The organism is Achromobacter sp. CF-sbj1-Ac2-l (assembly GCF_052698165.1).
Window position 1 is genome coordinate 1563767 of the sequence record NZ_CP199855.1, and the last position, 20717, is coordinate 1584483.

General features: G+C 66.6%; 19 protein-coding genes. 16 read left to right on the plus strand and 3 right to left on the minus strand.

Features of this window, described 5'->3' with window-relative positions:
- Positions 1-30: 30 nt before the first annotated feature.
- On the minus strand, positions 31-624 hold the full coding sequence (gene ompA, locus ACUDCK_RS07115; RefSeq protein WP_054429492.1) for an outer membrane protein OmpA: 594 nt from the start codon (positions 622-624) through the stop codon (positions 31-33).
- A gap of 413 nt (positions 625-1037) precedes the next feature.
- On the opposite strand from ompA, the gene gyrA reads away from it, so the two are divergent.
- From gyrA to cysM, 15 genes are all read left to right on the plus strand, one after another.
- Complete coding sequence (gene gyrA, locus ACUDCK_RS07120) at positions 1038-3695, plus strand: DNA gyrase subunit A (protein WP_049072335.1); 2658 nt, start codon at positions 1038-1040, stop codon at positions 3693-3695.
- Positions 3695-4825, plus strand: coding sequence for a 3-phosphoserine/phosphohydroxythreonine transaminase (gene serC / locus ACUDCK_RS07125; protein ID WP_054501461.1), 1131 nt, complete (start codon positions 3695-3697; stop codon positions 4823-4825). The genes gyrA and serC overlap by 1 nt, the downstream gene beginning before the upstream one ends.
- A complete protein-coding gene (gene pheA / locus ACUDCK_RS07130; protein ID WP_054501460.1) occupies positions 4818-5903 on the plus strand; it encodes a prephenate dehydratase in 1086 nt (361 codons plus the stop codon). Before serC ends, pheA begins: the two co-directional genes overlap by 8 nt.
- A 7-nt stretch (positions 5904-5910) precedes the next feature.
- Positions 5911-7032, plus strand: a complete 1122-nt coding sequence (gene hisC, locus ACUDCK_RS07135; RefSeq protein WP_175167615.1) for a histidinol-phosphate transaminase — start codon at positions 5911-5913, stop codon at positions 7030-7032.
- Entirely contained in the window at positions 7029-7931 is a 903-nt protein-coding gene (locus ACUDCK_RS07140; protein WP_175167616.1) for a prephenate dehydrogenase, read from the plus strand. The genes hisC and ACUDCK_RS07140 overlap by 4 nt, the downstream gene beginning before the upstream one ends.
- 5 nt (positions 7932-7936) lie before the next feature.
- Positions 7937-9259, plus strand: a complete 1323-nt coding sequence (gene aroA / locus ACUDCK_RS07145) for a 3-phosphoshikimate 1-carboxyvinyltransferase (RefSeq protein ID WP_175142216.1) — start codon at positions 7937-7939, stop codon at positions 9257-9259.
- Between the two features lie 30 nt (positions 9260-9289).
- Positions 9290-9979 (plus strand): (d)CMP kinase, encoded by a 690-nt coding sequence (gene cmk, locus ACUDCK_RS07150; RefSeq protein ID WP_175167617.1) that lies wholly within the window; start codon positions 9290-9292, stop codon positions 9977-9979.
- Positions 9980-10153: 174 nt separating this feature from the next.
- Entirely contained in the window at positions 10154-11866 is a 1713-nt protein-coding gene (rpsA, locus tag ACUDCK_RS07155) for a 30S ribosomal protein S1 (protein ID WP_026382780.1), read from the plus strand.
- A 3-nt stretch (positions 11867-11869) separates the two neighbouring features.
- Positions 11870-12229: an integration host factor subunit beta gene (locus tag ACUDCK_RS07160; RefSeq protein ID WP_006388263.1), complete on the plus strand. Its 360-nt coding sequence runs from the start codon at positions 11870-11872 to the stop codon at positions 12227-12229.
- Positions 12230-12420: 191 nt separating this feature from the next.
- Entirely contained in the window at positions 12421-12735 is a 315-nt protein-coding gene (locus ACUDCK_RS07165) for a lipopolysaccharide assembly protein LapA domain-containing protein (RefSeq protein WP_049072347.1), read from the plus strand.
- Positions 12736-12796: 61 nt separating this feature from the next.
- The gene (gene lapB, locus ACUDCK_RS07170) at positions 12797-14014 is read left to right on the plus strand and encodes a lipopolysaccharide assembly protein LapB (RefSeq protein ID WP_054501455.1); all 1218 of its coding nucleotides are present in this window, start codon (positions 12797-12799) and stop codon (positions 14012-14014) included.
- Positions 14011-14952 carry a D-glycero-beta-D-manno-heptose-7-phosphate kinase gene (gene rfaE1, locus ACUDCK_RS07175; RefSeq protein WP_054501454.1) on the plus strand — a complete coding sequence of 314 codons (942 nt, stop codon included), beginning with the start codon at positions 14011-14013 and terminating at the stop codon, positions 14950-14952. Before lapB ends, rfaE1 begins: the two co-directional genes overlap by 4 nt.
- Positions 14949-15938 carry an ADP-glyceromanno-heptose 6-epimerase gene (rfaD, locus tag ACUDCK_RS07180; protein WP_116792628.1) on the plus strand — a complete coding sequence of 330 codons (990 nt, stop codon included), beginning with the start codon at positions 14949-14951 and terminating at the stop codon, positions 15936-15938. The genes rfaE1 and rfaD overlap by 4 nt, the downstream gene beginning before the upstream one ends.
- Positions 15939-16133: 195 nt before the next feature.
- Complete coding sequence (locus ACUDCK_RS07185) at positions 16134-16646, plus strand: ComEA family DNA-binding protein (protein ID WP_054501452.1); 513 nt, start codon at positions 16134-16136, stop codon at positions 16644-16646.
- Between the two features lie 166 nt (positions 16647-16812).
- On the plus strand, positions 16813-17724 hold the full coding sequence (gene cysM / locus ACUDCK_RS07190) for a cysteine synthase CysM (RefSeq protein ID WP_054501451.1): 912 nt from the start codon (positions 16813-16815) through the stop codon (positions 17722-17724).
- Positions 17725-17840: 116 nt separating this feature from the next.
- Here the strand turns inward: cysM and ACUDCK_RS07195 are convergent, their stop codons facing one another.
- Both ACUDCK_RS07195 and ACUDCK_RS07200 read right to left on the minus strand, forming a co-directional pair.
- Positions 17841-18821 carry a Bug family tripartite tricarboxylate transporter substrate binding protein gene (locus ACUDCK_RS07195; RefSeq protein ID WP_064527124.1) on the minus strand — a complete coding sequence of 327 codons (981 nt, stop codon included), beginning with the start codon at positions 18819-18821 and terminating at the stop codon, positions 17841-17843.
- Complete coding sequence (locus ACUDCK_RS07200) at positions 18818-19594, minus strand: IclR family transcriptional regulator (RefSeq protein WP_054501449.1); 777 nt, start codon at positions 19592-19594, stop codon at positions 18818-18820. Before ACUDCK_RS07200 ends, ACUDCK_RS07195 begins: the two co-directional genes overlap by 4 nt.
- A gap of 68 nt (positions 19595-19662) precedes the next feature.
- Here ACUDCK_RS07200 and ACUDCK_RS07205 point away from each other — a divergent pair, with 68 nt between their 5' ends.
- Positions 19663-20712 (plus strand): cyclase family protein, encoded by a 1050-nt coding sequence (locus ACUDCK_RS07205; RefSeq protein ID WP_054501939.1) that lies wholly within the window; start codon positions 19663-19665, stop codon positions 20710-20712.
- Positions 20713-20717: the final 5 nt, after the last annotated feature.

Consider the following 20717-nt stretch of genomic DNA (forward strand, 5'->3'; position numbering starts at 1 on the left):
CGAGGCCCTTTATTGTAGCTAGTCCGGCAATTACTTGCGGCTACCCACGATTTCGATTTCAACGCGACGGTTCTGGGCGCGGCCTTCCTTCGTCTTGTTGGAAGCGATCGGGTTCTTCTTACCCTTGCCTTCCGTGTAGATACGGTTCGGATCGATGCCCTTGCTGACCAGGTAGGCCTTGACCGAAGCGGCACGGCGCTCGGACAGCTTCTGGTTGTAGGCGTCCGTACCGATCGAGTCGGTGTGGCCGACGGCGATGATGGTTTCCAGCTCGATACCGCGAGCTTGCTGGGCGACTTGGTCCAGCAGTTGACGGCCTTCGGGCTTCAGGGTCGACTTGTCGAAGTCGAAGAACGTGTCAGCGTTGAACACGACCTTGGCCGCCATCGGGGCCGGCTTCGCCTTCTGTTGTGCAACCGGAACGCCGTCGCAGCCGGGGATGCCGGTGGCCGGGGTCCAGAACGCATCGCGCCAGCACAGTTCGTTCGTACCGTTCTTCCAAACGTTACCGAACGGATTGCGCCAGTTGTCCACCGTCTGGGGATAGGTCTGGGCCGAGGCTACACCCGAGGCCGTGACGGCGGCGAAGGCGAGCGCCAGAGCGAATTTGGAGGGTTTGTTCATGTTTCTCCTCGTTGAGCTTGAAGCTGGATAAGTGACTCGCAGCGAACCCCCGCCGCATATCAGGAAAACGGGGCCAGTATAGCAACGCCAAGAGCTGGTTCAAAGGAATAGCTACTGGGTTTCCTGCGTGCTGGAAACAATCTTAAGGCATTTGGGGGGCTTTGGCTTCCCTGGACAGCCGCATTGGTGCTGGATATGACGTTTTCCGCGCTCCATCCGTTTGCCATGTTGGTTTTTGACAACAGGCTCGCGGGACCTTGGCGAACGCACCGGTGCCGCTTGCCGCCGACATCCGGTTGCGGGGCCGCGCCGATGGCCGCTCGGGGCCCTTGGGGCCGCGATCCCAATCGAATGATAGAATTTCCTGTTTACCCGGCCCGGGTTCCTCCTTACACGATTCTGTCGTTATATATATGGATTCCTTTGCCAAGGAGACGCTTCCGGTATCGCTGGAAGAAGAGATGCGCCGCAGTTACCTCGATTACGCGATGAGCGTGATCGTCGGGCGGGCGCTACCGGATGTGCGGGACGGGCTCAAGCCCGTCCACCGGCGCGTGCTCTACGCGATGCACGAGCTCAACAACGACTGGAACCGCGCCTATAAGAAGTCCGCGCGTATCGTCGGGGACGTCATCGGTAAGTACCATCCCCACGGCGACCAGTCCGTCTACGACACCATCGTCCGCATGGCGCAGGATTTCTCCATGCGCTACATGCTGGTCGACGGCCAGGGCAACTTCGGTTCCATCGACGGCGACAACGCCGCGGCGATGCGTTACACCGAAATCCGCCTGGCCAAGATCGCCCACGAGCTGCTGGCGGACATCGACCAGGAAACGGTCGACTTCGGTCCCAACTACGATGGCAGCGAGCAAGAACCCCTGCTGCTGCCCTCGCGCCTGCCGAACCTGCTGGTCAACGGCAGCTCGGGCATCGCCGTCGGCATGGCCACCAACATTCCGCCCCACAACCTCCAGGAAGTGGTCGACGGCTGCCTTTACTGCCTGCGCAATCCTGCGTGCTCGGTCGATGAACTCATGGAGATCATCCCGGCGCCGGACTTCCCCACGGGCGGCGTCATCTATGGCATGTCCGGAGTGCGCGAAGGCTACCGCACCGGCCGCGGCCGCGTCATCATGCGCGCCAAGACCCACTTCGAGGACATGGAGAAGGGCAACCGCCAGGCCATCGTGGTCGACGCGATCCCCTACCAGGTCAACAAGAAGACGCTGCAGGAACGCATCGCCGAGCTGGTCAACGACAAGAAGATCGAAGGCATCTCCGACATCCGCGACGAGTCCGACAAGGACGGCATGCGCCTGGTGATCGAGCTCAAGCGTGGCGAAGTGCCCGAGGTGGTGCTGAACAACCTCTACAAGAACACGCAACTGCAGGACACCTTCGGGATGAACCTGGTGGCGCTGGTCGACGGCCAGCCCCGCCTGCTCAACCTGAAGCAGATGATCGACTACTTCCTGCAGCATCGCCGCGAAGTGGTCACCCGCCGCACCGTGTTCCAGTTGCGCAAGGCCCGCGAACGCGGCCACGTGCTGGAAGGCCTGGCCGTGGCGCTGGCCAACATCGACGACTTCATTGCCATCATCAAGGCCGCGCCGACGCCTCCCGTCGCGCGCCAGGAACTGATGGCCAAGTCGTGGGATTCCTCGCTGGTGCGCGAAATGCTGTCGCGCGCCGACGGCGACACGCCGGGCGGCCGCGCGGCCTTCCGTCCGGACGACCTGGGCGCCGAGTTCGGCCTGCAGGGCGACGGCCTGTACCGCCTGAGCGACACCCAGGCCCAGGAAATCCTGAACATGCGCCTGCAGCGCCTGACCGGCCTGGAGCAGGACAAGATCGTCGGCGAATACAAGGACGTCATGTCCGCCATCGCCGACCTGCTGGACATCCTGGCCCGTCCCGAGCGCATCACCACCATCATTGGCGAGGAACTGCAGGCCATCAAGGCCGAGTTCTCCACCGGCGCCAAGGACACGCGCCGTTCGGAAATCGAGCTGAACGCGACCGAACTCGACACCGAAGACCTGATCACGCCCACCGACATGGTCGTGACGCTGTCGCACGGCGGCTACATCAAGAGCCAGCCGCTGTCCGAGTACCGCTCGCAGAAGCGCGGAGGCCGCGGCAAGCAGGCCACGGCGATGAAGGAAAACGACTGGATCGACCAGTTGTTCATCGCCAACACCCATGACTTCCTGCTGTGCTTCTCGAATCGCGGCCGGGTCTACTGGCTCAAGGTCTGGGAAGTCCCGCAAGGCACGCGCAACTCGCGCGGCAAGCCGATCGTCAACATGTTCCCGCTGGCCGAAGGCGAGAAGATCACGGTGGTGCTGCCGGTCAAGGAATTCAGCGAAGACCACTACGTCTTCATGGCGACCTCGCGCGGCACGGTCAAGAAGACCCCGCTGTCCGACTTCTCCAACCCGCGCAAGGCCGGCATCATCGCGGTCGACCTGGACGATGGCGACTACCTGATCGGCGCCGATCTCACTGACGGCAAGCACGACGTCATGCTGTTCTCGGACGCCGGCAAGGCCGTGCGCTTCGACGAGAACGACGTGCGCCCGATGGGCCGCAATGCCCGCGGCGTGCGCGGCATGATGCTCGAGGACACGCAGAACGTGATCGCGCTGCTGGTGGCCGGGGATGAAACGCAGAGCGTGCTGACGGCCACCGAAAACGGCTACGGCAAGCGCACCCCGATCACCGAATACACGCGCCACGGCCGTGGCACCAAGGGCATGATCGCCATCCAGACCAGCTCGCGCAACGGCAAGGTGGTCGGCGCCGTGCTGGTGATGCCTTCGGATGAAATCATGCTGATCACCACCGGCGGCGTGCTGGTGCGTACCCGCGTCGCGGAAATCCGCGAAATGGGCCGCGCCACGCAAGGCGTCACCCTCATCAACGTCGACGACGGCAGCTCGCTGTCCGGCGTGCGCCGCGTGGTCGAAAGCGATGCGGACGATGACAGCGAAGACCTGGACGACGGCCAGGAAGAGGGCAACGGCGACGCCGCTGCAACGGATTCGACGGAACCTACGGAGCAATAATGGCCCGCCCCTGGAACTTCTCGGCAGGCCCCTCGGCCTTGCCCGAGGTGGTACTGCAGCAAGCCGCTGCGGAAATGCTGGACTGGCACGGCAGCGGCATGTCCGTGATGGAAATGAGCCATCGCGGCAAGCACTTCGTGCAGATCTGCGACGAAGCCGAAAGCGATCTGCGCGATCTGCTCGGCCTGTCTCCCGACTACGCGGTGATGTTCATGCAGGGCGGAGGTTCCGGGGAGAACGCCATCGTTCCCATGAATCTCATGGGACGGCGCGGCACGCCGGCGGCCGACTTCGTCGTGACCGGCCACTGGTCGTCGCGTTCCCACAAGGAAGCCGGCCGCTACGGTGACGCGCAGGTCGCGGCCACCAGCGGTCAGGCGATACAGTTGGACGGCCGCGAGCAGGCGCCGTTCACCTGGGTGCCGCCGGTCGACACCTGGAAGGTGCGCAAGGATTCAGCGTACCTGCACCTGTGCAGCAACGAAACCATCGGCGGCGTCGAGTTCCTGGATTGGCCCGACACGGCCGCGCTCGGCGCGCCCGACGTGCCGCTGGTGATCGACGCTTCCTCGCATTTCCTGTCGCGTCCGATGGACGTCAGCCGCTGCGGCATGATGTACGCCGGCGCCCAGAAGAACGCCGGCCCGGCCGGCGTGACCATGGCCATCTGCCGCCGCGACCTGATCGGCCACGCGCTGCCGATCTGCCCGTCGGCGTTCGACTACGCCAACGTGGCCGCCGAGCATTCGCGCTACAACACGCCGCCGACCTTCGCGATCTACATCGCCGGGCTGGTGTTCAAGTGGGTCAAGGCCAATGGCGGCGTGGCCGGCATGGAAGCGGCCAACAAGGCCAAGGCCGAACTGCTGTACGGCTACCTTGATAGCACCAGCTTCTATCGCAATCCGATCCACGCCCCCGTGCGCTCGCGCATGAACGTGCCGTTCGTGCTGCGCGACGAATCGCTCAACGACGCCTTCCTGCAAGGCGCCGACGCGGCCGGCCTGACCCAGCTCAAGGGCCACAAGAGCGTGGGCGGCATGCGTGCCTCGATCTACAACGCCGTGCCGCTGGCCGCCGTGGCCGCGCTGGTCGAGTACCTGAAGGAATTCGAGCGCCGCTATGGATGACGATCTGCAGCGCAAGCTGCGCCCCTTGCGCGACCGCATCGACGCGCTCGATGCGCAAATCCTGGATCTGCTGTCGCAGCGCGCCCGTGCCGCGCAGGAGGTGGGCGAGGTCAAGCACGCCGCGCACGCCGACGGTCCGGTGCTGCGTCCCGAACGTGAAGCCGAAGTGATCCGGCGCCTGCAGCAACTCAATCCCGGTCCGTTTCCGGCGGCCGGCGTGGCCTCGGTCTGGACCGAGATCATTTCGGCCTGTCGCGGCCTGGAGCGCGGCATGACCGTCGCCTACCTCGGGCCGCAGGGCTCGTTTTCCGAGCAGGCCGCGCTGGAGCATTTTGGCCACGCGGTGCAGAAGCTTCCCTGCGTGTCGTTCGACGAAGTCTTCCGCGCCGTCGAGGCGGGGCAGGCCGACGTCGGCATGGTGCCGGTCGAGAACTCGACGGAGGGCGCGGTCAACCGCAGCCTGGACCTGCTGCTGAACACGCCGCTGCGCATCCTGGGCGAGCGTTCGCTGGTCATCCGCCATTGCCTGATGTCGCAGTCCGGCAACATGGACGGCATCAAGACGATTTCCGCGCATCCGCAGGCGCTGGCCCAGTGCCAGGGCTGGCTGACACGCAATTACCCGGACCTGGAACGCGTGGCCGCGGCCAGCAATTCCGAGGCCGCGCGCGTGGCCGCGTCCGACCCGACCATCGCCGCCATCGCTGGCGAAGTGGCCGCGCCGGCCTGGAACCTGCAGGTCGTCAGCGCCGGCATCCAGGACGATCCGCACAACCGCACGCGCTTCCTGGCCATCGGCAACATCGAGCCGCTGGTCAGCGGCAAGGACAAGACCAGCCTGATCCTGGCGGTGCCGAATCGCGCGGGCGCGGTCTACGAGATGCTGGCGCCGCTGGCGGCCAACGGCGTGTCGATGACGCGCTTCGAATCCCGCCCGGCCCGCACCGGCGAGTGGGAATACTATTTCTACGTCGATGTCCTGGGACATCGCAACGATCCGAATGTCGCGCTCGCCCTGGATACCCTGCGGGCGCAGGTTGCCTACCTGAAAGTGCTGGGTTCCTACCCGGCGCCGTGAGTCCTCCATGACCAACACTTCCAAGCCTCTCGCCGCTCCCGCGCACGTCAGCGCCATCGCGCCTTACCAGGCAGGCAAGCCCATCGAGGAACTGGCCCGCGAATTCGGGCTGGATCCGGCCGGGATCGTCAAGCTGGCCTCCAACGAGAACCCGCTGGGCATGCCGCAGTCGGCGCGCGCCGCCATGCTGGCCGCCGCCGAGTCGCTGGCGCGCTATCCGGACCCCAACGGCTTCGACCTGAAGGCCGCGCTGGCCGCGCGCTACGAAGTGCCGATGAACTGGATCACGCTGGGCAACGGCTCCAACGACATCCTGGAAATCGCCGCGCTGGCATTGCTGGAGTCGGGTACGTCGGCGGTCTACGCGCAGCATTCGTTCGCGGTCTATCGCCTGGCCACGCAGGCCCGCGGCGCGCGCCACATCGTGGTGCCGGCCAAGGACTACGGCCATGACCTGGACGCCATGTTCGACGCCATCGCCGACGACACACGCCTCTTGTTCATCGCCAACCCCAACAACCCCACCGGCACCTTCGTACCGGGCGAGCAGGTGGCCGCGTTCCTGGAGCGCGTCCACGCCGCCCACGGCGATCGCGTCACGGTGGTGCTGGACGAGGCCTATAACGAATACCTGGAACCGCAATTCCGGTTCGACAGCACCGCGCTGGTGCGCCGCTATCCCAACCTGATTGTCTCGCGCACCTTCTCCAAGGCCTACGGCCTGGCCGGCCTGCGCGTGGGCTTCGCGGTGGCGCAGCCGACCCTGACCGACCTGCTCAACCGCGTGCGCCAGCCGTTCAACGTCAACACGCTGGCGCAGGCCGCCGCCGTGGCCGCGCTGGGCGATGCCGCCTACCTGGAACAGGCGTACACGTCCAACAAGGCCGGCAAGGCGCAGTTGTGCGAAGCCTTCGACCGCCTCAAGCTGCGCTACGTGCCCAGCTACGGCAACTTCGTGCTGGTGCACGTGGGCGATGCGCCGCGCATCAATCTGGCGCTGCTCAAGCGCGGCGTGATCGTGCGCCCCGTGGCTGGCGACGGCCTGCCCGAGTGGCTGCGCGTGTCCATCGGCCTGCCGCAGGAAAACGCCCGCTTCATCGACGCGCTGACCGCCATCCTGTCCGAATGAACGGCGCTTCCTCCAAGCCGAATCAGGGGGCCGCTGGCCCCCTGATTCCTGTGTTGGCCGTCGTCGGCGTGGGCCTGATTGGCGGTTCCTTCGCCGCGGCCTTGCGCCGGGCGGGGCGGGTGGGACGGGTGCTGGGCGTGGGCCGCAATGCCGCGTCGCTGGCGCGCGCGGTGGAGCTGGGCCTGATCGACGAGGCTGTCAGCGCCGAAGAGGCCGCCGCCCGCGCCGACCTGGTGTTCCTGGCCACGCCCGTGGGCGGCCTGCAGGACATGCTGGCGCGCATGCTGCCGCATCTGCGTGACGCGACGCTGCTGACCGACGGCGGCAGCACCAAGGCCGAGGTGGTCGATGCCGCCCGCCTGGCGCTGGGCGCGCGCATCGGCCAGTTCGTGCCGGGCCATCCCATCGCCGGCGCCGAGCGCAGCGGCCCCGATGCCGCCGATGCCGGCCTGTACCAGGGGCGTTGCGTCATCCTGACGCCGCTGGCCGAGAATAGTGCCGCCGCCATCGCCCTGGTGCGCGATGCGTGGCTGGCCTGTGGCGCACAAGTGATCGACATGGAGGCCGGCGCGCATGACCGGGTGCTGGCGTCGGTCAGCCACCTGCCCCACCTGCTGTCGTCCGTGTACATGGAGCAGGTCGCCACCGCCGAGGACGCCGCCACGCGGCTGGCGCTGGCCGGCAGCGGCTTCCGCGACTTCACCCGCATCGCGGCGGGTTCGCCCGAGATGTGGCGCGATATCTTTCTATCCAACCGCGACGCCATGCTGGCGGAGCTGGCGGCCGTGCGCGCCGTGCTGGACCGCGCCGAGCGCGCGATCGATGGCGGCGACGGCGCGGCCTTGCTGGCATTGCTGGACACGGCGGCGCAGGCGCGCCGCAACTGGCGCAAGGAGTAATCGACATGGGCGCGTTGCCTTTCCTGGATCTGCCGCGCGTGCGGCGCGCGCAGGGCGTCATGGCCTTGCCCGGCTCCAAAAGCATTTCCAACCGCGTGTTGCTGCTGGCAGCCATCGCCGAGGGCGAGACCGCCATCACGGGGCTGCTGGATTCGGATGACACCCGCGTGATGCTGGCTGCCCTGCGGCAGTTGGGCGTGGCGGTGTCCGAGCTGGCCGAGGGCCGCGTCACCGTGCGCGGCGTGAGCCGCTTTCCGGTCGACAGCGCCGACCTGTTCATGGGCAACGCCGGCACCGCCATCCGGCCGCTGACGGCGGCCTTGGCGCTGATGGGCGGCGACTACCGCCTGTCCGGCGTGCCGCGTATGCACGAGCGTCCCATCGGCGACCTGGTCGATGCGCTCAAGGCGCTCGGCGCCCGCATCGACTACCTGGGGCAGCCTGGCTACCCGCCGCTGCATATCGGCCGCGGCGAGATCGCGACGCCGGCCGTGACGCAGGTGCAGGGTTCGGTCTCCAGCCAGTTCCTGACCGCCTTGCTGATGGCCGCGCCGCTGCAGGCCGGCCAGAGCGGCCAGCCGGTGGTGATAGAGGTGCTGGGCGAACTGATCTCCAAGCCCTACATCGAGATCACCCTGAACCTCATGGCGCGTTTCGGCGTGACCGTGCAGCGCGACGGCTGGAGCCGCTTCACCATCGCCGGCGGCGCCCGCTACCGCAGCCCGGGCCGGATCGCGGTCGAGGGCGATGCCTCCACCGCGTCGTATTTCCTGGCGCTGGGCGCCATCGGCGGCGGTCCGCTGCGGGTGACCGGCGTGGGCGCCGACAGCATCCAGGGCGACGTCAAATTCGCCGATACGCTGGCGGCCATGGGCGCCAGCGTGACCTACGGCGACGGCTGGATCGAAGTGACCGGCGTGCGCGTGGCCGAGGGCGGTCGCCTGAAGGCCTTTGACACCGATTTCAACCTGATTCCCGACGCCGCCATGACGGCCGCCGCGCTGGCGCTGTACGCCGATGGCCCCTGCCGCCTGCGCAACATCGGCAGTTGGCGCGTCAAGGAAACCGACCGCATTCACGCCATGCAGACCGAGCTGGAAAAGCTGGGCGCACGGGTGGAATCGGGGCCGGATTGGCTGAGCGTGATGCCACCCGCCGAGGGGGGCTGGCGCGATGCGCACATCGGCACCTGGGACGACCACCGCATGGCGATGTGCTTTTCGCTGGCCGCGTTCGGCCCGGCGGCGGTGCGCATTCTGGATCCGGGTTGCGTCAGCAAGACGTTCCCGGGTTACTTTGATGTCTACGCCGGCCTGGTGTCGGCGTAGCGACCACGGGCTCCGGCCCATTTTCCCTACATGACTTCGACTGATCCGATCGTGACTTCCGCTGCTCCCGTCATCACCATCGACGGCCCGACCGCCTCGGGCAAGGGCACCGTTGCCCACCGCGTCGCCAAGGCGCTGGGCTGGGCGGTGCTCGACAGCGGCGCGCTCTACCGGCTGACCGCCCTGGCTGCGATCAACCGGGGCGTCGACGCGGCCGACGAGCCCGCCGTGGCCCGCGTGGCCGAGACGCTGGACGTGCGTTTCGACGGCCCTCATGTCTACCTGGAAGGCGCCGATGTCGGCCATGAGATCCGCCGCGAGGCTGTTGGCAATTTCGCTTCGCGCGTGGCCGCGTTCCCCGGCGTGCGGCAGGCACTGCTCGAGCGCCAGCGCGCCTTTCGCCTGCCTCCCGGGCTGGTGGCGGACGGCCGCGACATGGGCACGGTGGTGTTCCCTGATGCGTCCCTGAAGGTGTTCCTGGTGGCCGACGTGGTCGCACGGGCTGAGCGGCGGCGTAAGCAGTTGATCGAAAAGGGAATTTCTGCTAATCTAGATGACCTTTTGCGGGACATGCGAGAGCGGGATGCCCGCGACACGCAACGCGCCACGGCGCCACTGGCTCCCGCAGCGGATGCACACGTGCTGGATTCGTCGAATCTGACGATTGCGGAAACCGTGCAGGCAATACTGGATCTCTGGCAGGCCCGCCCGATCGACTGATCGGGCAGCCCCCCGCCAATCGTTTTTTTTATCGGCCCTGTCCTGGCCAGGCGACACCCCCACGGGACACCCCGCAAGGGCAAACCGGCAGGCAGGTATTTTGACTCCACTGTGGCGGGCAATCCGCTGCGGTGTGTTTTTAACGGCCATTTCGGCCCAATGGATTTCAACCCCATGTCTTCCGTTTCCACTACCGCCACCGGCGGCGAAAGCTTCGCCGACCTTTTCGCCCAGAGCCTCAAGAGCCAGGACATGAAGTCCGGCGAGGTCATCAGCGCCGAAGTCGTGCGCGTCGACCACAACTTCGTCGTCGTCAACGCCGGCCTGAAGTCCGAAGCGCTGATCCCCCTGGAAGAGTTCCTGAATGACCAGGGCGAGCTCGAAGTGCAACCCGGCGATTTCGTCTCGGTGGCCATCGATTCCCTGGAAAACGGCTACGGCGACACCATCCTGTCGCGTGACCGCGCCAAGCGCCTGTCGGCCTGGCTGCAACTGGAAAAGGCCCTGGAAAACGGCGAGCTGGTCACCGGCACCATCACCGGCAAGGTCAAGGGCGGCCTGACCGTCATGACCAACGGCATCCGCGCGTTCCTGCCGGGTTCGCTGGTGGACCTGCGTCCGGTCAAGGACACCACCCCGTACGAAGGCAAGACCCTCGAATTCAAGGTCATCAAGCTCGACCGCAAGCGCAACAACGTCGTGCTGTCGCGTCGCCAGGTGCTGGAAGCCAGCATGGGCGAAGAGCGCCAGAAGCTGCTCGAAACCCTGCACGAAGGCGCGGTGGTCAAGGGCGTGGTCAAGAACATCACCGACTACGGCGCGTTCGTGGACCTGGGCGGCATCGACGGCCTGCTGCACATCACCGACATGGCCTGGCGCCGTGTGCGTCACCCGTCCGAAGTCCTGCAAGTGGGTCAGGAAGTCGAAGCCAAGGTCCTCAAGTTCGACCAGGAAAAGAGCCGCGTCTCGCTGGGCGTCAAGCAACTGGGCGAAGATCCGTGGGTGGGCCTGGCTCGCCGCTACCCGCAAGGCACCCGCCTGTTCGGCAAGGTCACCAACCTGACCGACTACGGCGCGTTCGTTGAAGTCGAAGCCGGCATCGAAGGCCTGGTGCACGTCTCCGAAATGGACTGGACCAACAAGAACGTCGATCCGCGCAAGGTCGTGACCCTGGGCGAAGAAGTCGAAGTCATGGTCCTGGAAATCGACGAAGACCGTCGTCGCATCTCGCTGGGCATGAAGCAGTGCCGCCAGAACCCGTGGGAAGAGTTCGCCACCAACTTCAAGCGTGGTGACAAGGTCCGCGGCGCCATCAAGTCGATCACCGACTTCGGCGTGTTCGTCGGCCTGCCCGGCGGCATCGATGGCCTGGTTCACCTGTCCGACCTGTCGTGGACGGAAACCGGCGAAGAAGCCGTGCGCAACTTCAAGAAGGGCGACGAGATCGAAGCCGTGGTCCTGGGCATCGATACCGACAAGGAACGCATCTCGCTGGGCATCAAGCAGCTGGAAGGCGACCCCTTCAACAACTTCGTTGCCACGTTCGACAAGGGCGCCGTGGTTCCGGGCACCATCAAGTCGGTCGAAGCCAAGGGCGCCGTCGTGACGTTGTCCGTGGACGTCGAAGGCTACCTGCGCGCTTCCGAGATCTCCTCGGGCCGCGTCGAAGATGCCACCACCGTGCTGACCGCCGGCGAGAACATCGAAGCCATGATCGTCAACATCGACCGCAAGACGCGTTCGATCCAACTGTCGATCAAGGCCCGCGACAACGCCGAAACCGCCGAAACGATCCAGCGCATGTCCGACGCCAGCGCTTCGTCCGGCACCACCAACCTCGGCGCGCTGCTGAAGGCCAAGCTGGACCAACAGCGCAACGACGGTTAATTCGTGACCAAGTCGGAGCTGATCGCCGCCTTGGCGGCCCGCTATCCTCAGCTGGCCGCCCGCGACACCGATTACGCGGTCAAGACCGTGCTCGATGCGATGACCCAGGCCCTGGCCTCGGGCCAACGCATCGAAATCCGCGGTTTTGGCAGCTTCTCGCTGTCGCAGCGGTCTCCCCGCATCGGCCGCAACCCGAAATCCGGCGAACAAGTGCTGGTGCCTGGTAAACAGGTGCCGCATTTCAAGGCGGGCAAGGAATTGCGCGAGCGGGTGGACTTGGTCGGCGGCAACGACGAGGACGCTCAATCCTCTGGATCGAGCGAACCGATGCCGTCCATGGCTGGCTTGCACGCCATGCATTGACGGCACGGCCAGCAGGCCGCCTTCGGGCGGATCGGACCGCGAGCAAAGCCCCTTGAGCAATCAAGGGGCTTTGTTTTTGGGCTTCCCGCCAGCAGGCTTGGCGACCATCGAAGGCGCGCCTTTGATGGTCGATACACGAGGTGTGGAGGTCGCTTACAATTGACCCTCTCGAATTCTTAGGAGCATGCGTCATGCGCTACCTTGTCTGGGCCCTGCGATTGCTCGTGTTCGTGGCGGTATTGATGTTCGCGTTGAAGAACACCGATCCCGTCGCCGTGAAGTTCTATGCCGATTACGTGGTGCAGGATGTGCCGCTGATCGTCGTCATGCTGGTGGTGTTCGTGGTCGGCGCCCTGTTCGGCCTGCTGCTGACCGTGCCCGCCGCCATGCGCCGTCGCCGCGAGGCCATCCGCCTGCGCCGCGAACTCGACCGCGTGCAGGCCGCGGTGGCCGGCACCACGCCGGCCGTGCCGCCGGAAGCCGTCGCGCCCATGTCGCCGCTGTGACGGCGCCGCGCTGTCCGCAGGCCTTTCTTTTCCGCATTGAATCTACGCAAGAGCCCGCATAGTGGATTTTGAACCTTGGTGGTTGATATTCGTGCCGGTGTTGTTCGCGCTGGGCTGGTTGGCCGCGCGCTTCGACATCCGGCAGATGCTGCGGGAGACCCGCAGCCTGCCCGATTCGTATTTCCGGGGCCTGAACTTCCTGCTCAATGAGCAGCCCGACCGCGCCATCGACGCGTTCGTCGAGGTGGCCAAGCTCGATCCCGAGACGACCGAACTGCACTTCGCGCTGGGCAGCCTGTTCCGCCGCCGCGGTGAAATGGAGCGCGCCATCCGCGTGCACCAGAGCCTGCTGAACCGTTCCGACCTGCCCGCCGCCGAGCGCGAGCACGCCCAGCATGAACTGGCGCAGGATTTCCTCAAGGCCGGCATGCTCGACCGCGCCGAAAGCGGCTTCGAGCAGCTCAAGGACACCCGCTATGCCTTGCCGGCGCTGCGCTCGCTGATCCGCATCTACGAATCCGAGCACGACTGGCCGCGCGCCATCGAGGCCGTCAAGACGCTGCATGGCCTGGTCGACGAGCCGGTGCCGCAGATCGTGCATTACTACTGCGAGCAGGCCGCGACCGCACTGGCCGCCAAGCCGCCCAATGTCGATGCCGCGCACGCCGCCCTGGATGCCGCCGATCACGCCCTGTCGACCGCAGATGCCGGCATGTCGAGCAAGGGCGCCATGGTGCGCACCGCGATGCTGCGCGCGCGCCTGGCGCTGATCGAGCAGGATCCCAAGCGCGAGCGCCTGTACCTGGAGTCGGTCATGACCGACGCCCCCGAGTACGCCGGCCTGGTGGCCGAGCAGTTGCTGGCCAACTACCGCGCCGCGGGCCAGGCCGAGGCCGGGCTGGAGTTGCTGCAGCGCCAGTACGCCCGCCATGCCTCGCTCGACCTGTTCAATGTCGTGTTCCGCGAGCTGCGCGTGCAGCAAGGCTCGGCGCCGGCCTGGGCGTTCGCCCGCGGCGCGCTGCGCAGCCATCCCTCGCTGCTCGGCCTGGACCGGCTGCTGGAGGCCGAACTGGCCAACGCGGAAGGCGCCACCGAACAGGGCCCCGTGCCCGGGGCCGACCTCACGCTGCTGCGCAGCCTGATCCACAAGCATACGCAACGACTGGACCGCTACGCGTGCCGGAGCTGCGGTTTTCAAGCGCGCCGTTTCTACTGGCAATGTCCTGGCTGCAATGCCTGGGAAACCTACGCGCCGCGTCGTCTGGAAGAACTTGAATGAGCCAATTTCCCGCCGAATCCATTTCGCATAGCCGCGTGCTCGTGGTGGGCGATGTCATGCTGGACCGTTACTGGTTTGGCGAGGTGGAGCGTATTTCGCCCGAGGCGCCGGTGCCGGTGGTGCGCGTCGCGCGCCGCGAGGACCGCCTGGGCGGCGCCGCCAACGTGGCGCGCAACGTCGCCGCGCTGGGCGGCCATGTCACGCTGGTGGGCGTGCTGGGCGAGGACGAGGCCGGCGACAGCGTGCGCCGCCTGGCCGCCGAGGCCGGCATCCAGGCCGACCTGATCACCGACCTGAGCCTGCACACCACGCTGAAGATGCGCGTGCTGGGCCGCCAGCAGCAGTTGCTGCGCGTCGACTTCGAGCAGCATCCGGCGCAGGAAGCGCTCGACAGCATCGACGCCGCGCTGGCGCGCCACCTGGCCAACCACGACATCGTGGTGCTGTCGGATTACGCCAAGGGCGTGCTGACGCGGGTCGAGTCGCTGATCGCGCTGGCCCGCAGCGCCGGCATCCCGGTGCTGGTCGATCCCAAGGGCGATGACTATTCGCGCTATCGCGGCGCCACGCTGGTCACGCCCAACCGTTCCGAAATGCAGCAGGCCGTCGGCCGCTGGAATTCCGAATCCGAACTGACCGATCGGGCGCAACGCCTGCGCGCCGATCTGGACCTGGAAGCCTTGCTGGTGACGCGTTCCGAGCAGGGCATGACTTTGTTTACCGACACGGGCCGCGAGCACATCGACGCGCAGGCGCATGAGGTGTTCGATGTGTCCGGCGCGGGCGATACCGTGCTGGCGACGCTGGCCGTCTCGCGCGCCATCGGCCTGCCGTGGGCGGATGCCATGGGCTGGGCCAACCGGGCCGGCGGCATCGCCGTGGGCAAGCTGGGCACGTCCGTCGTCACCGCCGCCGAACTGGCAGGAGAACTCTCATGATCGTCGTTACCGGAGCCGCGGGCTTCATTGGCAGCAACCTGGTTCGCGGCCTCAATCGTCGTGGCATCGAAGACATCATCGCGGTCGATGACCTGACCGAGGGCGACAAGTTCGTCAATCTCGTGGACTGCAAGATCGCCGACTACCTGGACAAGGACGACTTTCGCCGCCGCGTCGCCGATGGCAGCCTGCCGCAGATCCGCGCCGTTCTGCATCAGGGCGCCTGCTCGGACACCACCGAGCGCAACGGCCGCTACATGCTCGACAACAACTACCGCGTCACGCTGGAATTGTTCGAATTCTGTCAGGCGCGCCGCATTCCTTTCCTGTATGCCTCGTCGGCCGCTGTCTACGGCGGTTCGTCGATCTACGTGGAAGATCCGGCCAACGAAGGCCCTCTGAATGTCTACGGCTATTCCAAACTGCTGTTCGACCAGGTGCTGCGCAAGCGCATGGACTCCCTGACCGCCCAGGTTGTCGGCTTGCGCTACTTCAACGTCTACGGTCCGCACGAGCAGCACAAGGGCCGCATGGCCTCGGTGGCCTTCCACAACATGAACCAGTTCCTGGAACACGGCCACGTGCGCCTGTTCGCCGGCTGGGACGGCTATGTGGACGGCGGCCAGAGCCGCGACTTCATCTCGGTCGAGGACGTGGTGGCGGTCAATCTGCACTTCCTGGACCATCCGGAGCAGTCGGGCGTGTTCAATTGCGGCACGGGCCGGGCCCAGCCGTTCAACGACGTCGCCGCGGCGGTGGTGAATACGCTGCGCGCCGAACGCGGCGAGGCGCAGTTGACGCTGGCCCAGTTGGTCGAGCTGGACCTGATTCGTTACATCCCGTTCCCCGATGACCTCAAGGGCCGTTACCAGAGCTACACCCAGGCCGACGTCAGCCGCCTGCGCGCGGCGGGCTTTACCGCCCCCATGCGCGACGTGCAGACCGGCGTGGCCGAGTACGTGCGCTACTGGCGCGCGCGCAAGTAGGCCGATACGGCCGCCGCCGGCCTGTGGCCGTGCCGACTTGAAACAGAGCCGCCTTCCGAGGCGGCTTTTTTTGGCCTACGCAGTTGCCGAGGTGGATCAATCCATGCACAGCGCAACCGCCGGGCGCGGCGCGCGGGCCATGATCCGGAGGTGGCGCGGCAACCGTTGCGCCACGCCTTTTCCGGAGACCTGTCCATGAATCCCTTCCTCCATTCCACCGTTGCCCGCCGCCTGCCCGCGCTGCCGTGGCGCCGTCAACGACCCGTCGCCGCGCGGCGCGGTGCGCCGGTGTTGCGCCAGGCGCTGGGTGCGGCCCTGCTGGTCGTCGGCGTGGCGCACGCGCCGGCGCAGGCGCTGGACCTGAACGATGCCACCGTGCAGCAGCTCGAGGGCATCCGCGGCATCGGGCCGCGCACGGCGCAGATCATCGTCAGCGAACGCGACCGCGCCGGCAAGTATGAATCGCTGCAGGACCTGGCCGACCGGGTACGCGGCATCAGCCAGAAGAAGGCGGAGGCCCTGGGGGCCGCCGGCCTGACGGTTGGCGCGGCCGGCGCCGAGCCGAAGGGCGCGGGCGCGAAACCGGCGGTCCCGGCGTCGGCCCGGTCCGCGGCAGGGGCGGGCGCCGCCAAGGGCGCCCCCGCGGGTGTCGGGGCCAGGCCCGGCGCGGCCCAGGCGGGCAAGCCCGCCGCGCCAACCCGGCCTTGACCGGCGCCGCCTCGGCCTGCCTGCGTTGCCATGTCCGCCGCCATGGCCGGGGCGGATTCGGGCCTTGCCCGGCGCCTGGCGGGGCTGGCGCCGCCAGGCACGGAACCCCTGGCGCGAGCGCGGCTTTTGGCGACGCGCCGCGCCGGGCGGGGTTATCATCGGCCCCATGACTACTACCTATCCCACTATCGAGCAGACCGTCGGCAACACGCCGTTGGTGCGCCTGCAGCGCATTCCCGGCGCCGCAGGCGCGGCGCGCGGCAACGTTATCCTGGCCAAGCTGGAAGGCAACAATCCGGCCGGCTCGGTGAAGGACCGGCCGGCGCTCTCCATGATCAAGCATGCCGAGGAGCGCGGCGACATCAAGCCGGGCGACACGCTGATCGAGGCGACCAGCGGCAACACGGGTATCGCGCTGGCCATGGCCGCCGCCATGCGCGGCTACCGCATGATCCTTATCATGCCCGACAACCTGTCGGTGGAGCGCCGCGCCGCCATGACGGCCTATGGCGCCGAGCTGATCCTGACGCCGGCCGACAAGGGCGGCATGGAATACGCCCGCGACCTGGCCACGGAAATGCAGGCCGATGGGCGCGGCGTGGTGCTGGACCAGTTCGCCAATCCGGATAATCCGCGCGCCCACGTCGAGACGACCGGCCCGGAAATCTGGACCCAGACCGACGGCCGCGTCACGCACTTCGTCAGCGCCATGGGCACGACCGGCACCATCATGGGCGTGTCCACCTATCTGAAGTCGCGTAATCCGGCGGTGCAGGTGGTGGGCGCGCAACCGGCCGAGGGGTCATCGATTCCCGGCATCCGCAAATGGCCGGAAGCCTACCTGCCCAAGATCTTCGACCGCAGCCGCGTGGACGCCTACGAGTCCATCGAGCAGGCCGAGGCCGAAGCCATGGCGCGCCGCCTGGCGGCTGAAGAGGGCATCTTCGGCGGCATTTCGTCGGCCGGCGCGCTGGTCGCCGCCCTGCGCGTGGCCGAGCGCGTGAACGACGCGACCATCGTCTTCATCGTCTGCGACCGCGGCGACCGCTACCTGTCCACGGGCGTCTTCAACAACTGACGCCTTGCACGGGGCCGCTTCGCCCCAGGAAAAACGCCCCACGTCCCGGATGCCATCCGGAGCGTGGGGCGTTTGCGTTGCGGGCCCGATCGCGCGGCGCCGCGCCCGTCCAGTCCTTATTCGGGCTGGATGTTGGCGTCCTTCATCACCTTGATCCAGCGTGCGCTTTCGGCCAGGTTGAAGGCTTCGGCTTCCTGGTAGCTCATGGTGCTGGGCAGGGTGCCTTGCGATTTCAGCGCCTCGACCACCTTGGGCGATTGCGACGCCTCGATCATGGCCTTGTTGAGCTTGGCGATGATGGGTTCGGGCGTGTCCTTGGGCACCCACATGCCGTACCAGGTGACGATGTCGAAGCCGGGCAGGCCATTCTCGGCGATGGTCGGGACGTCGGGCAGCTCGGCCAGGCGGGTCTTGGTGGTGACGGCGATCGGGCGCACCTTGCCGCTCTGGATCAGGGGCAGGGCGGGCGCCAGCGGTGCGTACATCAGGTCGACGTGGCCGCCGGCGACGTCGGTCAGGGCCGGGCTGCTGCCGCGGTAGCCGACGTGCGAGATGGAGGCCTTGGTGGTGGTGTTGATCAGCTCACCGGCCAGGTGCGGCAGCGTGGCCACGCCGGGCGAGGCAAAACTGAGCGAACCCGGCTGGGCCTTGGCCTGCGCGATCAGCTCGCCGAAGGTCTTGAACTTGGAGTCGGGCGGCACCACGGCCACCATCGGCACCGTGCCCAGCACGCCGACCATGCGGAAATCCTTGATCGGGTCGAAAGTCAGGCTCTTGAACTGGGCGGGGTAGATGCCCTGCACCGACGGGTTCATCAGCACGGTGTAGCCATCGGCCGGCGCGCGCGCGACCTGGGCGGCGCCGATGGTGCCGCTGGCGCCGGGACGGCTTTCGATCACCAGCGGCTGGCCCAGGATTTCACCCATGCGCACCGCGATCACGCGGCCCACCACGTCGGTCGGGCCACCCGCGGCCCACGGCATGATTACGCGGATCGGCTTGTCGGGATAGGCGTCCTGCGCCTGTGCGCCAGCCAGCGGCAGGGCCCCTATGGCGATCGCCGAGCATGCCGCGGCGAGCAAAGTGCGCTTGTTCATCTGCTGTCTTCTCCTACAAAGGTGAGGTTGGCCGAGGGCAGGGCCGCGTACAGCAGCGCCTTGACCTCTTTCAGTTGCTGGCCAGTGGTGGCTTCGTTCTTCTGCATGCGCCCCAGGGGGCCGGCCACCACGATGGCGAAGGGTTGTTCATAGGCGCGGAACCCGAGCGAGATGGACATCACGTCCTCGACGTTTTCGCCCAGGGAACGTTGCCAGCCGCGCTGGATGCCGGCCTGCAGGTCGCGCTCGAACGCGGCCTGGCTGGTCAGGGTGGTTTCGGTGTACGAGGCGAAGCCGGGATAGGTCTTGAACCATTTCTGGCGCTCGTCCTCGGACAGCACCGAAAGCAGGGCCTTGCCCGAGCTGGTGGCGTGCACCGCCTTGAATCCGCCGGGCTGATGCGAGAAGCGGATGGTCTGCTTGGACTCGGCGACGATCAGGTACACGACCTTGTCGTCTGCAAGCTTGGCCAGCAGGGCGGTCTCGCCGGTGATGTCGCGCACCCGCGCCAGCACCGGTTCGATCACGGCGTTCAGCGGATCGCTGCGACAGATCAGGGTGGCGACGTGGATCAGCTTCTGCGTCGGGTAGTAGCCGTGCTTCTTGCCGATCTCGTACAGATAGCCGCGCGCCACCATGGTCTTGAGCAGACCATGGCAACTGGACAGCGGAATCTCCATCTGCGCGGCGATCTCGCTGTACAGCAATGGCTTCTGCGCCTCGGCGAAGAGGTTCAGAACATCCAGGACTCGTGCGGCTGTTTTCACATCCATGATGTTATTATCCTATATGTGATAAATTTGTGTCAAATTCTTAGTTCATGGCCAAGGAGCCGCGCCACATGAGATGGAAGAACCGTCCCGAGGGATCGAACTGGGGAGACTTCGGCCCTGATGACCAACGGGGTTGCCTGAATTACATCACTCCCGCGAACGTGATGAAGGGAATCCAGGAAGTCCGCGAGGGCCTGAGCTTCTGTCTGTCGCTGCCGCTGGACTATCCCGGCGGCAACGGCGTCAATGTGCGCCGCCATCCGCCCAAGCTGCGGCCGACCGAGCGCGACGGCGACCAGTACCTGAACTTTCCGCTGGGCCGCCTGCGTCCGGGATGCGTCGATGTGCTGAGCGACGACATCGTCGAGATGAGCCTGCAGTACTCGACCCAGTGGGATTCGCTGGCGCACGTGGGCGCCTTGTTCGACGCCAATGGCGATGGCCTGCCCGAGCGCGTCTACTACAACGGCTACCGTCCCAACGAACACGTGGTCGGCCCGGTGGACTACGACGTCGACAATGGCTTCGCCAAGACCGACCTGGGGCGTGGCGGCGCCTCCCATGCCAAGAAACTGGACATCACCCACCTGGCTGAATCCTGCCTGCAGAGCCGTGGCGTCATGGTGGACCTGGCCCGGCATTATGGCCGCGAGCAGAAGTCGGTGGGCTACGACGATCTGATGCGCATCATCGAGGCCGATGGCATCGAGATCGAGCAGGGCGATATCGTGCTGTTCCATACCGAATTCGGCGATGCGCTGCTGGAAAAGCAGCGCCAGCCGGACCACCACACCCTGCACGAGATCTGCGCCGGGCTGGATGGCAGCGACGAGAAGCTGCTGCAGTGGATCACCGATTCCAAGGTGGCCGCCATGGCGTCGGACAACCACGCGCTGGAGATCTACCCGACGCAGAAGCCGAACGCGTGCTGCGCGGCTTTGCCGCTGCACCACCACTGCATCTTCAAGCTCGGCCTGCCGATCGGCGAGATGTGGTATCTGGGCGCGCTGGCCCGCTGGCTGACCGCCAACGGCCGCAGCCGCTTCCTCTTGACCGCGCCGCCGCTGAACCTGCCGGGCGCGGTGGGTTCGCCCGCCACGCCGGTGGCCACGGTCTGAAGCCT

What these genes read in the sequence shown, in the direction of transcription:
- ACUDCK_RS07185 (WP_054501452.1), top strand. Translation starts at nt 16,134, where the DNA reads ATGAATCCCTTCCTCCATTCCACCGTTGCCCGCCGCCTGCCCGCGCTG.
- aroA (WP_175142216.1), top strand. Translation starts at nt 7,937, where the DNA reads ATGGGCGCGTTGCCTTTCCTGGATCTGCCGCGCGTGCGGCGCGCGCAG.
- ACUDCK_RS07140 (WP_175167616.1), top strand. Translation starts at nt 7,029, where the DNA reads ATGAACGGCGCTTCCTCCAAGCCGAATCAGGGGGCCGCTGGCCCCCTG.
- rfaE1 (WP_054501454.1), top strand. Translation starts at nt 14,011, where the DNA reads ATGAGCCAATTTCCCGCCGAATCCATTTCGCATAGCCGCGTGCTCGTG.
- pheA (WP_054501460.1), top strand. Translation starts at nt 4,818, where the DNA reads ATGGATGACGATCTGCAGCGCAAGCTGCGCCCCTTGCGCGACCGCATC.
- ACUDCK_RS07200 (WP_054501449.1), bottom strand. Translation starts at nt 19,594, where the DNA reads ATGGATGTGAAAACAGCCGCACGAGTCCTGGATGTTCTGAACCTCTTC.
- ACUDCK_RS07165 (WP_049072347.1), top strand. Translation starts at nt 12,421, where the DNA reads ATGCGCTACCTTGTCTGGGCCCTGCGATTGCTCGTGTTCGTGGCGGTA.
- rpsA (WP_026382780.1), top strand. Translation starts at nt 10,154, where the DNA reads ATGTCTTCCGTTTCCACTACCGCCACCGGCGGCGAAAGCTTCGCCGAC.
- serC (WP_054501461.1), top strand. Translation starts at nt 3,695, where the DNA reads ATGGCCCGCCCCTGGAACTTCTCGGCAGGCCCCTCGGCCTTGCCCGAG.
- ompA (WP_054429492.1), bottom strand. Translation starts at nt 624, where the DNA reads ATGAACAAACCCTCCAAATTCGCTCTGGCGCTCGCCTTCGCCGCCGTC.
- hisC (WP_175167615.1), top strand. Translation starts at nt 5,911, where the DNA reads ATGACCAACACTTCCAAGCCTCTCGCCGCTCCCGCGCACGTCAGCGCC.
- cysM (WP_054501451.1), top strand. Translation starts at nt 16,813, where the DNA reads ATGACTACTACCTATCCCACTATCGAGCAGACCGTCGGCAACACGCCG.
- ACUDCK_RS07195 (WP_064527124.1), bottom strand. Translation starts at nt 18,821, where the DNA reads ATGAACAAGCGCACTTTGCTCGCCGCGGCATGCTCGGCGATCGCCATA.
- gyrA (WP_049072335.1), top strand. Translation starts at nt 1,038, where the DNA reads ATGGATTCCTTTGCCAAGGAGACGCTTCCGGTATCGCTGGAAGAAGAG.
- ACUDCK_RS07205 (WP_054501939.1), top strand. Translation starts at nt 19,663, where the DNA reads ATGAGATGGAAGAACCGTCCCGAGGGATCGAACTGGGGAGACTTCGGC.
- cmk (WP_175167617.1), top strand. Translation starts at nt 9,290, where the DNA reads ATGACTTCGACTGATCCGATCGTGACTTCCGCTGCTCCCGTCATCACC.
- rfaD (WP_116792628.1), top strand. Translation starts at nt 14,949, where the DNA reads ATGATCGTCGTTACCGGAGCCGCGGGCTTCATTGGCAGCAACCTGGTT.